10 protein-coding genes and 1 pseudogene are annotated in these 12,972 nt (G+C 63.4%); 7 read left to right on the forward strand and 4 right to left on the reverse strand.

Annotated features, from left to right (window positions below; translation table 11 throughout):
• Window positions 1-173 precede the first annotated feature (173 nt).
• The 3 genes and pseudogenes from dinG (at window position 174) to JC616_RS13380 (ending at window position 4,091) form a co-directional block, all read left to right on the forward strand.
• A complete protein-coding gene (gene dinG, locus JC616_RS13370) occupies window positions 174-2,300 on the forward strand; it encodes an ATP-dependent DNA helicase DinG (RefSeq protein WP_227103553.1) in 2,127 nt (708 codons plus the stop codon).
• 126 nt (window positions 2,301-2,426) lie between these two features.
• A pseudogene (locus JC616_RS13375) lies at window positions 2,427-2,711 on the forward strand (DUF3579 domain-containing protein); the annotation flags it as partial.
• 210 nt (window positions 2,712-2,921) lie between these two features.
• Window positions 2,922-4,091: a porin gene (locus tag JC616_RS13380; RefSeq protein WP_107799426.1), complete on the forward strand. Its 1,170-nt coding sequence runs from the start codon at window positions 2,922-2,924 to the stop codon at window positions 4,089-4,091.
• Window positions 4,092-4,143: 52 nt separating this feature from the next.
• Here JC616_RS13380 and JC616_RS13385 read toward each other — a convergent pair whose 3' ends face one another.
• On the reverse strand, window positions 4,144-5,028 hold the full coding sequence (locus tag JC616_RS13385; protein ID WP_048412147.1) for a LysR family transcriptional regulator: 885 nt from the start codon (window positions 5,026-5,028) through the stop codon (window positions 4,144-4,146).
• A gap of 114 nt (window positions 5,029-5,142) precedes the next feature.
• On the opposite strand from JC616_RS13385, the gene JC616_RS13390 reads away from it, so the two are divergent.
• The 3 genes from JC616_RS13390 (at window position 5,143) to JC616_RS13400 (ending at window position 8,424) form a co-directional block, all read left to right on the forward strand.
• Entirely contained in the window at window positions 5,143-5,787 is a 645-nt protein-coding gene (locus JC616_RS13390; RefSeq protein WP_227103555.1) for an NAD(P)-dependent oxidoreductase, read from the forward strand.
• A 620-nt stretch (window positions 5,788-6,407) separates the two neighbouring features.
• Window positions 6,408-7,808 (forward strand): L-serine ammonia-lyase, encoded by a 1,401-nt coding sequence (locus JC616_RS13395; protein WP_107799428.1) that lies wholly within the window; start codon window positions 6,408-6,410, stop codon window positions 7,806-7,808.
• Window positions 7,809-7,893: 85 nt separating this feature from the next.
• Window positions 7,894-8,424, forward strand: coding sequence for a GNAT family N-acetyltransferase (locus JC616_RS13400; RefSeq protein WP_227103557.1), 531 nt, complete (start codon window positions 7,894-7,896; stop codon window positions 8,422-8,424).
• Here JC616_RS13400 and JC616_RS13405 read toward each other — a convergent pair.
• From JC616_RS13405 to JC616_RS13415, 3 genes are all read right to left on the reverse strand, one after another.
• A complete protein-coding gene (locus JC616_RS13405) occupies window positions 8,412-9,584 on the reverse strand; it encodes an MFS transporter (RefSeq protein WP_107799430.1) in 1,173 nt (390 codons plus the stop codon). The genes JC616_RS13400 and JC616_RS13405 overlap by 13 nt on opposite strands.
• 160 nt (window positions 9,585-9,744) lie before the next feature.
• The gene (locus JC616_RS13410) at window positions 9,745-10,146 is read right to left on the reverse strand and encodes an RNA-binding S4 domain-containing protein (RefSeq protein WP_227103559.1); all 402 of its coding nucleotides are present in this window, start codon (window positions 10,144-10,146) and stop codon (window positions 9,745-9,747) included.
• Window positions 10,146-10,802, reverse strand: a complete 657-nt coding sequence (locus tag JC616_RS13415; protein ID WP_227103561.1) for a fumarylacetoacetate hydrolase family protein — start codon at window positions 10,800-10,802, stop codon at window positions 10,146-10,148. The genes JC616_RS13410 and JC616_RS13415 overlap by 1 nt, the downstream gene beginning before the upstream one ends.
• A 345-nt stretch (window positions 10,803-11,147) precedes the next feature.
• Between JC616_RS13415 and JC616_RS13420 the strand changes: the two genes are divergently transcribed.
• Window positions 11,148-12,845, forward strand: coding sequence for a PHA/PHB synthase family protein (locus JC616_RS13420; protein WP_371926275.1), 1,698 nt, complete (start codon window positions 11,148-11,150; stop codon window positions 12,843-12,845).
• Window positions 12,846-12,972: the final 127 nt, after the last annotated feature.

Here is a 12,972-nt window from a genome sequence, read left to right on the forward strand (position 1 = left end):
TGGATTTGTCTGCCTAAGTCGCTCGCGCAATTTCGCTTGTTTTTATATTTGCCTATCCTATCCACATCCGCGCATCGCCGTCATTTTGCAGTCGCACATCAGGATTTCCCCATATTCGACGCCCGGCTTGGCGCGGCCAGACAAGGCCGCCCCCTTGCGGTACAATCGCCGCCATGCTGACCCCTGCTGAAAAAGACGCGATTCGCGACCATTACCGGACCATAGCCGACAACTTGCCGGGCTTCCGCCCGCGCGCCGCGCAACGCCGCATGCTGGCGGAGATCGCCAACGCGCTGTCGCGCAGCAAGGACAAGGAAGGCGACGACTGGCCGGAGCGCGCCGGCGAAAGCATCGCCGTGATCGAAGGCCCCACCGGGGTCGGCAAAAGCCTGGCCTATCTGCTGGCCGGCGGCGTGATGGCCAAATCCCGCGCCAAGAAACTGGTGGTCACCAGCGCCACCGTCGCCCTGCAAGAGCAACTGGTCAACCGCGACCTGCCCTTCGTCGTCGAAAACAGCGGCCTGCCGCTGACCTTCGCCCTGGCCAAGGGCCGCGGCCGCTATCTGTGTCCGCAGCGCATTTACGCGCTGACCGCCGAGAACGCCCAAGGCCAGTTGCTGGACCTGGACCCGATGCTGGCGCTATGGGACCGCAAGCCGGAAGCCGGCGAAATCGAAACCCTGCGCCAGCTGGCCGACGCCTTCTATTACCGCCGCTGGAACGGCGACCGCGACGCCTGGGAAAGCGTGATAGAGGACGGCCTGTGGTCGCGCGTCACCAACGACCGCCACGGCTGTTTGAAAGCCGCCTGTCCCAACCGGCCGGAATGCCCGTTCTATCTGGCGCGCGACGTGCTGGAAAACGTGGACGTGGTGGTGGCCAACCACGACCTGATGCTGGCCGACGTGTCCATGGGCGGCGGCGTCATCCTGCCGGCGCCGGAAGAAAGTTACTACTGTATCGACGAGGCGCACCACCTGGCCAAAAAGGCGGTTAACCAGTTTTCCGCCGAACATTCGCTGGCTCAGGCCATGTCCTGGCTGGACAAAGTGGCCGCCGCCGCCATCCGCGTGGAGGCGCTGACCGACAAGGTGGACATCGTCAGCCAGGCGATAGAAGCCGCCAGCGCCTGCTCCGAAACGCTGACCGAGTGGCTGTGGCTGCTGGAGGGCGAAGACGCGCTGGCCGCCTCCAGCGACAATCTGGAGCCCACCTGGCTGATAGAGGACGGCGTGCTGCCGGAACGCTTCCAGGGCCCCACCGCCAATATGGCCACCTCGGCCCGCTCGCTGTTCAAACAGCTGAGCCTGCTGACCGACGCGCTGGGCGAGGCGCGCAAGGACAAGGGCGGCGAAGCGGCGCAAGTCGACAAGACCGCCTCCGACCTGGGCTTTCTGACCGCGCGCGCCGAACAACTGCTGGCGGTGTGGGAGTTGTTTGAAAAAGAAACCGAGCCCGCCAGCCCGCCCATCGCCAAATGGATCACCCGCCGCGCCGAAGGCAAGGGTGATTACCTGTTCTCCGCCTCGCCGGTCAGCGCCGCCGCCAGCCTGGCCGCCACGCTGTGGCGCCGCGCCGCCGGCGCCATCCTGACCTCGGCCACGCTGCGCTCGCTGGGCGAATTCGACCTGCTGCTGTCGCAGACCGGCCTGAAATGGATGCCGGAAGTCAGCTGCGTGGCGCTGGACTCCCCTTTCAATTTCGACGAGCAGGGCGAGCTGTATCTGCCGCCGATGCTGGCCAGCCCCAAGGACGCCGGCGGCCATACCCGCGAAATCGTGGAATGGCTGCCCAAGCTGATCGATGTGAAAGAACCGGTCGGCACCCTGGTGCTGTTCTCCTCCCGCAAACAAATGCAGGAGGTCGCCGCCGGCCTGCCGGCCGCGCTGCGCGAGCGGCTGCTGATTCAGGGCGAAATCCCCAAGAGCCTGCTGATAGAACAGCACCATCAGCGGCTGAAACAGAGCGAACCCAGCGTGATCTTCGGCCTGGATTCCTTCTCCGAAGGCCTGGACCTGCCCGGCGAAAGCTGCGTGCACGTGATTATTGCCAAACTGCCGTTCGCAATGCCGGACGATCCAGTGGGCAAAACTCTGTCGCGCTGGATAGAGAAACGCGGCGGCAATCCCTTCATCGAGATCACGGTGCCGGAAGCTTCGATCAAGCTGGTGCAGGCCGTGGGCCGGCTGATCCGCACCGAACGCGACTACGGCCGCGTCACCATTCTGGACAACCGCTTGCAAAAACAAAGCTACGGCAAGCGGCTGCTAGCCTCGCTGCCGCCATTCAAGCGCATCTGATTTTCGGGTAAAATGCTAAATATTCAGCAACAAACAAAACGCCTGAACATAAAACGCCAAGCGCAAATCGCTTAGCAGACGATAAAAAACAGGCTAAACCAAAAGCAAACACTCCGGTCCACCGCCATGATCTGCAATCCATACGAAATAGTCATCCAGGGCATCACTTCCGAGGGGCGCACCTTCCGCCCCAGCGACTGGGCCGAACGCCTGGCCGGCATCCTAGCCTCCTTCGACGATCAGAAACTGCACTACCACGCCCATGTCCGCCCGATGATGCTGGACGGCGTGCGCTGCGTGGCGGTGGACAAGAAACTGGAGAAAATCAGCCCGCAGGTGTTTTGCTTTCTGATGGACTTCGCCAAGGACAACGATCTGCGCATCGTCGATTGCCGCACCCTGCTGGACGAGGTCTACCCCAATCAATTCTTGGCGTAATTGCAACACTACCCCTGTCCGAATTGTCTTGATGCAACAACATTGCAACACCCACGTCATATTTTGTAGCTAAACTAAGACATGTGTTGTGGCGATACCGCACTTATCTATTATAGATATTGCAGGTCCGCCAGCTTCGGCACCTGACTTTAGTAAAGCAAAAACTGACTTGGAGCATTCAAGATGCAAAAGAAAAATCTGGCAGCCCTGCTTGCCGCAATGTTCGCCTTGCCCGTTGTCGCCCACGCTGACGTAACCATCTACGGTTTCCTCAGCGGCGGCATCGAATCGAGCAAAGCCACCGGTTCCGGCGGCAGCGAATACAGCAGCCGCACCCGCATCGTCGACCACAACTCCCGCATCGGCTTCAAGGGCTTTGAAGACATCGGCGGCGGCACCAAGGCGATCTGGCAGGTGGAAAACAGCCTGCGCAACTTCGAACAAGGCGGCACCAACGACAAAGGTCAGAGCGCGACCTTCGCCACCCGCAACACCTTCATCGGCCTCGACAACGGCGATTTCGGCCGCGTGCTGCTGGGCCAACACGACTCCGCCTACAAGATGTTCACCGGCAGCAGCAACAGCGCGCTGGGCACCGACCTGATGGTCAACACCACCGCCGACAACTTCGGCAGCAGCTCGGTCAACAGCCGCGGCGAAGCGCGTATGGCCAACTCCGTACACTACTTCTCCCCGAGCTGGGCCGGCTTCAAGCTGGGCGCGTCCTGGGGCGTGGACGAGAGCCGCGTATCCGGCAACGACTCCAAACGCATCTCCCTGGGCCTGGGCTACACCTGGCAAGGCCTGAACCTGGCCGCCGCCTGGGATCGCCAGTACGATACGGCCGTTATCGCCAACAGCAACTCGTACAACAACTCCAGCCCGGCGGTACTGTCGCTGAACTCCGGCAAGAACGTCACCTTCTACGGCCTGGCCGCCAGCTATAAGTTCGACACCGGCACCTTCGTCGGCGGCAACTACGAATGGGGCACCTACGACCAGGTAGGCGGCGGCCAAGTTAAGCAAGACGACTGGCTGATCGCGCTGGGTCAGGACTTCGGCGCGGCTTCGGTCAAGCTGTCCTACGGCCAGCTGGGCACGCTGAAGAACACTTCCGCCGGCGTTAACGGCGACGACTTCAAGGCCAAGCAATGGACTCTGGGCGGCACTTACAACCTGTCCAAAACCACTCAAGTGCTGGCTTACTACACCAAGATCAGCAACAACGCCAAGGCCAAGGCCAACTTCGCCAACAACCCGGTATACGATAGCAATCTGGGCGCCAGCAACGCTTCGTTGACCGCCGGCAACGACCCGCAAGCCTTCGGCGTAGGCTTCAAGATCGCCTTCTGATCCTGAACGACTGCCGCTCCAATCACGCCGCCGGCCCTGCCGGCGGCGTTTTTCATTTGCTCAGGCTGGCGCGCAAGGCCTCGATCGCGTAACGCACTTTGGCCGGCTGAATGTCGCGGCGCGGCGTCACCGCGTAAATCGCCAGCGGCGGCAAGCTCCACTCCGGCAATACTCGCAATAAGCGGCCGTCAGCCAGTTCCTGACGTATCTCCGGCTCCGGCTGCACCGCCACCCCCATGCCGGCCAGCACGAACTGGCGCGCGGCGACGATATTGTTGCTGACCAGGCGCGCGTCCGGCTCGGCGGTGAAGCGGCTGCCGTCCGCATGCTCGAAGGCCAGCCAACCCAGCTTGCGATCCGACAAAGCCACCCACTGCAGCGCGGACAATTGCTCCGGCCGCGTGATCGCCGGCTGACGCGCGAGATAAGCCGGCGACGCGCACAGCACATTGGGCCAATCCGCGAGGTGGCGCGCCACCAGGCTGGAGTCCTTGAGCACGCCGGCGCGCAAAGCCAGATCGATGCGGTTGTCCACCAGATCTATCATTTCATCGTGGAAGAACAAACGCAGCTTCAGGCCCGAGTGCGCGCTCAGCAGCGGCGTCAGCGCCTCGCTCAACAGCGCGCCGGCAAAACCGGTGGGCGCGGCGATGCGCAGCTCGCCCACCGGCGCGTCGCGCAGCTCCAGCAAACGCTGCTCGGCCAGCTGCGCCGCGGCCAGCATATCGGCGCAGCCCTGATAGAACAGGCTGCCGGCCTCGGTCAGCGTCAGCTTACGCGTGGTCCGGTGCAGCAGGCTGACGCCGTGCTGCTGCTCCAGCTTGCTGATGTGCTGGCTGACCGCCGACGGCGTCATGCCCAGTTCGCGCGCCGCGCCGTTCATCGAACCCTTGTCCACCACCATGGCGAAGACCGCCATCCGTCTCAACGCATCCATTATTAAGTCCATCTAAACTATCAATCTTATTTTTGCCGGATTATCGCTCTATAATCAAGCTGCTATTCTGAACGCCATCAAACTTCATCACGTTTATCGCGAAAAGGAATCCCCATGAAAATCGCTCTGATCGGCGCCAGCGGCTTTGTCGGCTCGGCCGTCTTGCAAGAACTGCTGGCTCGCAATCATCAAGTCAGCGCCATCGTCACCACGCTGTCCAAGCTGCCGCAACACCCGCAACTGAGCGGCGTGGCCGCCGATGCCTACCAGGCCGGCCAGATCGCCGCCGCCGTGGCCGGCCACGACGCCGTGGTCAGCGCCTTCAATCCCGGCTGGGACAAGGCCGACATCCAGGCGCTGGCCGTCAAGGGCCACGACGCCATCGTCGCCGGCGTCAAGCAGGCGGGCGTCAAGCGCTTCCTGGAAGTGGGCGGTGCCGGCAGCCTGGAAGTGGCGCCCGGCGTGCAATTGGTGGACACCCCGGAATTCCCGGCGGAATGGAAGGAAGGCGCGCTGGGCGTGCGCGAGGCGCTGCGCCGCCTGCGCGAGGAAAGCACGCTGGACTGGACCTTCGTCTCCCCGCCGGCCTTCCTCCACCCGGGCGAGCGCAGCGGCAAATACCGGCTGGGCGGCGATCAGCTGCTGTTCAACGGCGACAAGCCGGCCGATATCAGCGTGGAAGACCTGGCCGTGGCCATCGTCGACGAACTGGAAAAACCGCAGCATCTGCGCCGCCGCTTCACCGCCGCCGCAGTCTAAGAGGCGGTTCAAAGTCTTGCGAGCAAGAGCGAGACAAGGCGAAAACGAGAGAAAAAGCGGAATGTACACGTGGTACATGAGCATTTTGAGCTCGGTTTCAACGCTGTATCGCCGAAGCGCAGCAGACCTTGAACAGGTTCTAAGAACGTGTTTACGATCTCGCGAGCTAGGGCGAGACAAGGCGAAAGCGGCTGAGAACGCGGAATGTACGCGTGGTGCATGAGCATTTCGAAAGGGTACTCACCGTGTCACGTCTCACGACGCGCAGCAGATCGTAAACAGGTTCTAAGCTCCAAGCCCGGCTCGCCCGGGCTTTTTCACGCCCCATTCCCCTCCTCGCCTTGTACAAAGGGCCTCCCACCCGCCCGGTTCATGCCGTCCGAATGCGAAGCGGTTTCAACTCGTCGAATCCCCGACGCAACTTAGTCCTGACTCTATAATTCTAAATTGACAGCCGTCGCCGGCTTGTCTAGATTGCCCGGCTGCCGCAAGATGGCGAGGCGCAGGCCGGCCCTCGCGCCAAAGCCGTGCGAAACCATGACAACGACAATAATAAGGACGGCCCAGGCCGTCCGGACAACAACCCGCTTAGCGGGACACAGCCCTTAAAGAGAAGCATTATGGCCATCAGTGTTTTTGATTTGTTCAAGATAGGCATCGGCCCGTCCAGCTCCCACACGGTTGGACCGATGCGCGCCGCGCGCCAATTCATCGCCCGGCTGGAAAAAGACGAGTTGCTGGCTCAGACCGCCAGCGTGCGCGCCGAAATGTTCGGTTCGCTGGGCGCCACCGGCAAGGGCCACGGCACCGACGTCGCGGTCTTGCTGGGCCTGCAGGGCGAACAGCCCGACCTGGTGGACACCGACGCGGTGGACGGCATGCTGGCCGCCATCCGCGCCGACAAATCCGTCGCCCTGCTGGGCAAGCAGACCGTGCCCTTCGTCGAAGGCGAACACCTGATTCTGCACAAGAAAAAAACCCTGCCCTACCACCCCAACGGCATGATTTTCGAAGCCTTCGACGCCGCCGGCGCCAGCCTGTCCAAGCGCGCTTATTACTCGGTGGGCGGCGGCTTTGTGGTCGACGAGGCCGCCATCGACGCCGGCTTCGTGCCGCCGGGCGTCACCGAGCTCAAGCACCCGTTCAAGAGCGCGGCGGAATTGCTGGCCTTGTGTCAGCGCCACGGCAAATCCATCAGCCAGATCATGCTGGAGAACGAGCTGGCCTGGCGCAGCGAGGAACAAGTGCGCGCCGAGCTGCTGAAGATCTGGCAAGTGATGCAGGACTGCGTCAAGCGCGGCTGCGAGCGCGAAGGCATCCTGCCCGGCGGCATGAAGGTGAAGCGCCGCGCCGCCGACATGCACCGCAAGCTGCTGGCCTCGCCCGAGGCGGCGCTGCGCGACCCGCTGACGGTGATGGACTGGGTCAATCTGTACGCGCTGGCGGTGAACGAGGAAAACGCCGGCGGCGGCCGCGTGGTCACCGCGCCCACCAACGGCGCGGCCGGCATCATCCCGGCGGTGATGCACTATTACGCCCGCTTCGTGCCCGGCGCCAGCGACGACGGCATTGTGCGCTTCCTGCTCACCGCCGGCGCCATCGGCGTGCTGTTCAAGCTCAACGCCTCCATCTCCGGCGCCGAAGTGGGCTGCCAGGGCGAAGTGGGCTCGGCCTGCTCGATGGCCGCGGGCGCCTTGGCCGAAGTGCTGGGCGGCACCCCGGAACAGGTGGAAAACGCCGCCGAGATCGGCATGGAGCACAATCTGGGCCTGACCTGCGATCCGGTGGGCGGCCTGGTGCAAGTGCCCTGCATCGAACGCAACGCCATGGCCTCGGTCAAGGCCATCAACGCGGCGCGCATGGCGCTGCGCGGCGACGGCCAGCACTTCGTGTCGCTGGACCGGGTGATCAAGACCATGCGCGACACCGGCATGGACATGAGCACCAAGTACAAGGAAACCGCGCGCGGCGGCCTGGCCATCAATGTCATCGAAGTGCCGGTGAATATTGTTGAGTGCTGAGCCGCAGGCCTGTTAGCATCAAAGCCGATGGCGCTTGCGCCGTCGGCTTTTTTTACGACCTCATCCCGCGAAATCCGAACCAGCCATGCATCACATCGCCACCGCCAGACTGCAACTGCGTCCGCTGCACGCCAGCGACGCCCCCTTCATGCTCAAGCTGCTGAACGAGCCGGCCTTCATCGCCAATATCGGCGACAAGGACGCCCACGATCTGCTCGGCGCGCTGCGCTATATCGAGGAAGGCCCGCAAACCAGCTATCGCAAGCACGGCCACGGCCTCTTGCTGGTGGAACGGCTGGACGACTGCGCCCCGGTCGGCATCTGCGGCCTAGTCAAGCGCGACGGCCTGGACTACCCGGACATCGGCTACGCCTTCCTGGAGCAATACTGGGGCTGCGGCTACGCCAGCGAAGCCGCGCTGGCCGCCATAGAACACGGCCGCGAGCAACTGGGCCACGTGGTGGTGGTGGGCATCACCGCGCCGCACAACCAGGCATCCATCCGCGTGCTGGAGAAAATCGGCCTGCTTTATCAGGGCCGGATCGAACTGCCCGGCATCGACGGCGACAGCTGTTACTTCGTGCCGCCGGCCCTGTTCAAAGATCAGCCCGCCTGAGCAGGCGCCGCCGGCCGCAGCCAGCGCCGGCACAGCAACACGCCCAGCGCGGCGGCGGCCGTCGACATCGCGAACGTCGTCGCCATGCCGCCGTGCGGCCACACCAGCCCGCCGATCAGGCCGCCGGCGCTGCCGCCAACCCCAAACGAGGCGATGATGTACAGACCCTGGGCGCGGCCGTGGTGATGTGGGTCGAACATGCGGTGGATCAAGCCCACCGAGGCGGCGTGGTGCAGGCCGAAAGTCAGCGCGTGCAACAGCTGCGCGCCTATCGCCACCCAGGCCAGCTCGGCCGCGGCGGCGATCAAGGCGAAACGCAGCGCCGCCGCCAATAGCGACGCCAGCATCAGCGTTTCCAAACGCGCGCGCGCCATGATCTTGGGCATCAGCAGGAATACCGCCACCTCGCTGACCACGCCCAGCCCCCACAGCATGCCGATCGCGCCTTGCTCATAACCCGCCTGCTTCAGGCCGATGGAGAAAAAAGTGTAGTAAGGGCCGTGGGCGAAGGCCATCAGGAAGCAGCAGCCGAACAAGGCCATCACCTCCGGCCGCCGCAGCGTGGCCGCTATCGGCGCCGACGGTCCGCTCTTGCGCTCGGCGGCCACTTCCGGCACCCGCCAGGCCGCCGCGGCCACCAGGGCCAGCAGCGCGCACAGCGCCCAGGGCAGATTGCCAATGCCGATGCCATCCAGCAGCAGGCCGCCGCTCATCGCCAGACAGACGAAGCCTATCGAGCCCCAGACCCGCACCCGGCTGTAACGCCCCGGCTGCGCGCGCGTCAGGTGGGCGGTGCTGGCCTCCACCAGCGGCAGCGCCGCCGCCCAGAAGAAGTGGGACACCGCCAGGCTGACGAACACCCACCAGAAAGCGCGGTCCAGTCCCACCAGCAGGAAGGCCGCCGCCGACAGCAGCGACGTCGTCAGAATGATGGCGCGCCGGCGGCCGCGCCGGTCCGCCAGCCAGCCCCAGAAGCCGGGCGCCACGATGCGCGCCAGCGTGGACAAGGCCATCAGCACCGAGATCTGCCAGGCGGAGAAGGACAGCGATTGCAGATAGAGCCCCCAGAACGGACTGAACAGGCCCTGGAAGGCGAAATAACTGAAATAGAACAGGCTGAACGGCAGCAGGGATACGGCGGGTGACGCGGAAGACGACATGATCTGAAGCTCGGCCCTTGACGGGTTTCTGGTTGAAAATGGCGCGCAGACTTTGAGCGGCTTTTTAGAGCCTGTTCAAAGTCTCGCCAGCTAGAGCGAGACAAGGCGAAAACGTTTTCAACGCCGTATCGCCGACGCGCAGCGGACTGTGAACCGCCTCTTAAAATTGCCCTTTGAACTTGCCGATATCCCGCCGCGCCTTCTTGGTGGGACGGCCGTCCCCGTGCGGGAAGCTGGCGCGCTCCGACTTCAACAGCAGCACCTGCTCTTCACGCGCGCGCTGAGAAGCCTCGTCCTCGCGGTAGAGCAGCCGCGCCTCCTGCGCCGGCCGGCGCTGGGTGCTCAGCGCCAGCACCTCGACGCGGTATTCCAGCTGATGGATGCGCATCACCAGCTGGTCCCCCTCCTTGACCACCCGCGACGCCTTGACCCGGTCGCCGTTGACCTGCACCCGCCCCAGCTCCAGCGCCTCGTGCGCCAGCTGCCGGGTCTTGAAGAAACGGGCAGCCCACAGCCATTTGTCGAGACGGACCTTGCCCTCGTCCTCGCCTGAGGCCGCCATCAGAGCACGCTCCATTCGGCGGCGGCCAGGCCCTCCAGCTTCAGGCTGAGCCGGTCGCCGGAACGCACCGCGGCCACGCCTTCCGGCGTGCCGGTATAAATCAGATCGCCGGCCTGCAGGCCGTAGATCCGCGACAGATAGGCGATGACGGCGGCCACCGGGAACAGCATCAGGCCGGTGTCGCCCTGCTGGCGCAGTTCGCCGTTGACGCGCAACTCGAAGCTCAGCCGCTGCGGATCGGCCACCCGCTCCGCCGGCGCCAAACGAGACAGGCAGGCGGCGGTGGGAAAGCCCTTGGCCTTGGTCCAGGGCTGCCCCTTGCTCTTGGCCGCCGATTGCACATCGCGCGCCGTCATGTCCAGACCGATGCCGTAGCCGGCCACATGGCCGAGCGCTTCGGACTCCGCAATGTCGCGGCCGCCCTTGCCTATCAGCAGCACCAGTTCGCACTCGTGGTGAACGTCGCGGGAATAGTCGGGCAAACGCAGGGGCTCGCCCTCTCCGGCCAGCGCCGACGTCGGTTTCAGGAACACCAGCGGCTCGTCCTCCAGCGGGTTGTTCAATTCCGCCGCGTGGGCGGCGTAATTGCGCCCGATGCAGAAGATATTGCCCACCGCGACCTCCTGATCGCCCAAGCGCGCCTTGAATGCCGTCATGACCATCCTTTCCCGTTCTGTTCAACGCCAAGCTTACCAGCTCGCGATTATCCCATAATTTCCACCCCCCCGGCATGCCAGGCCGAAAGGACAGCTAGGCAGATTGTGCACTGCGGCAACAAGATGCGGCTTTCGACGCGCCTTATCGTCCTCCTCCCGGTGAAAATGTCATGCAACCCTGTTACAGTCATGGCGTACCTTGCGACCGCACACTTTGTTACACGGTCCAATGCAGGAAAGCTTCGATAACGCTTCGGCACGTTTCAGGAGACAGCTTTGACCCAAGAAAGTACAAACCCGCTGGATAGTTTCTTCGCCAGCCTATCCGAGGCCAACCAGCAATGGATGCAGCAGTTCGTCAACAACCTGCCGCTGCCGCCGCAACCTGGAAATGCTGAACTGCCGCTGGCCAACGCCTGGGGCGCCATGCTCAGCAACGCCGGCCAGCTGTTCGCCTGGCAAAGCAGCTTGTATCAGCAGCAGATGAATCTGTGGTCGCAATTCCTGGGCCAGGCGCCCGCCAACGGCGACGCCTCGGCGAAAAAGGGCGATCGCCGCTTCGCCTCGCCGGAATGGGACGAACACCCGTTCTACCATTTCCTCAAGCAAGGCTATCTGCTCACCAGCAAATGGATGACCGAGCTGGTGGACAACGCCCAGCTGGAGGAAGAAGCCAAGGACAAGCTGGCCTTCGCCACCCGCCAATACCTGGACGCGGTCTCCCCCAGCAACTTCATGCTGACCAACCCGGACGTGATGAAACGGGCGATAGAGACCAAGGGCGAAAGCCTGGTCGACGGCATGAAGAACATGCTGGAGGATTTCCAGAAGGGCCATATCTCGATGTCGGACGAGAGCCAGTTCGAGATCGGCAAAAACATCGTGGTCACCCCGGGCGAGGTGGTGTTCCGCAATGAATTGATCGAACTGATCCAGTACACCCCCACCACCGGCCAGGTCTACGAAAAGCCGCTGCTGATCGTGCCGCCCTGCATCAACAAGTACTACTTGATGGATTTGCAGCCGGACAACTCCATGGTCCGTCACTTCGTCGCCCAGGGTTACCGCGTATTCCTGATCAGCTGGCGCTCGGCGGAACCGGAGATGAAGCACTTCACCTGGGAAAGCTATATCGAGAAAGGCGTGATCGCCGCGGCGGAAACCGTGCGCAAGATCAGCAAGCAGGACAGCATGAACGCGCTGGGCTTCTGTGTCGGCGGCGTGATCCTGACCACCACCCAGTGCGTGCTGCAGGCGCGCGGACTCAAATACTTCGACTCCACCACCTTCATGACCTCGCTGATAGATCACGCCGAGCCGGGCGAGATCTCCTACTTCATCGACGAGAATCTGGTGGCCAGCCGCGAAGCCAAGATCGCCGCCGGCGGCATCATCAGCGGCAAGGAGATAGGCCGCACCTTCGCCAGCCTGCGCGCCAACGATCTGGTGTGGAACTACGTGGTCAACAACTATCTGCTGGGCAAGACGCCGGCGCCGTTCGACCTGCTCTACTGGAACAACGACGCGGTGGACCTGCCGCTGCCGATGCACACCTTCATGCTGCGCCAGTTCTACATGAACAACGCGCTGACCAAGCCGGGTTCCATCACCCTGTGCGGCGTGCCCATCGACGTTTCCAAGATCGACATCCCTGTCTACATCTTCGCCGCGCGCGAAGATCACATCGTGTTGTGGAGCTCCGCCTACTCCGGCATCCACTACCTGACCGGCGCGCCGTCGCGGCGCTTCGTGCTGGGCGCCTCCGGCCATATCGCCGGTTCGATCAACCCGGTGACCAAGGACAAGCGCAATTACTGGGTCAACGACGCCCAGCCCCAGCACGCGGACGCCTGGCTGGAAACCGCGGAAAGCCGCCCCGGCAGCTGGTGGAAGGACTGGGACGCCTGGCTGGCCCCTCAATCCGGCAAGAAAGTCGCCGCGCCCAAGAGCCTGGGCAGCAAAGACTTCCCGCCGCTGCAAGCGGCGCCGGGCAGCTATGTGCTGGCCAAGGCCATGCCCAGCGTGGTGGCCAGCCTGCAATAAGAACCTGATTACGATCTGCTGCGCGTCGGCGGGATGGATAGACATGGGCGTTGAAACCGAGCTCAAAATGCTCATGTACCACGTGCACATTCCGCTTTTCGCTCGTTTTCGCCTTGTCTCGCCTTAG

The organism is Chromobacterium rhizoryzae, assembly GCF_020544465.1.
Lineage (GTDB): Bacteria > Pseudomonadota > Gammaproteobacteria > Burkholderiales > Chromobacteriaceae > Chromobacterium.

Bases quoted from the DNA above. Each gene is read 5' to 3' on its own strand.
- JC616_RS13385 (WP_048412147.1), bottom strand. From the start codon at position 5,028: ATGGATGCGTTGAGACGGATGGCGGTCTTCGCCATGGTGGTGGACAAG.
- JC616_RS13400 (WP_227103557.1), top strand. From the start codon at position 7,894: ATGCATCACATCGCCACCGCCAGACTGCAACTGCGTCCGCTGCACGCC.
- JC616_RS13395 (WP_107799428.1), top strand. From the start codon at position 6,408: ATGGCCATCAGTGTTTTTGATTTGTTCAAGATAGGCATCGGCCCGTCC.
- JC616_RS13410 (WP_227103559.1), bottom strand. From the start codon at position 10,146: ATGGCGGCCTCAGGCGAGGACGAGGGCAAGGTCCGTCTCGACAAATGG.
- JC616_RS13390 (WP_227103555.1), top strand. From the start codon at position 5,143: ATGAAAATCGCTCTGATCGGCGCCAGCGGCTTTGTCGGCTCGGCCGTC.
- JC616_RS13380 (WP_107799426.1), top strand. From the start codon at position 2,922: ATGCAAAAGAAAAATCTGGCAGCCCTGCTTGCCGCAATGTTCGCCTTG.
- JC616_RS13415 (WP_227103561.1), bottom strand. From the start codon at position 10,802: ATGACGGCATTCAAGGCGCGCTTGGGCGATCAGGAGGTCGCGGTGGGC.
- JC616_RS13420 (WP_371926275.1), top strand. From the start codon at position 11,148: ATGCAGCAGTTCGTCAACAACCTGCCGCTGCCGCCGCAACCTGGAAAT.
- dinG (WP_227103553.1), top strand. From the start codon at position 174: ATGCTGACCCCTGCTGAAAAAGACGCGATTCGCGACCATTACCGGACC.
- JC616_RS13405 (WP_107799430.1), bottom strand. From the start codon at position 9,584: ATGTCGTCTTCCGCGTCACCCGCCGTATCCCTGCTGCCGTTCAGCCTG.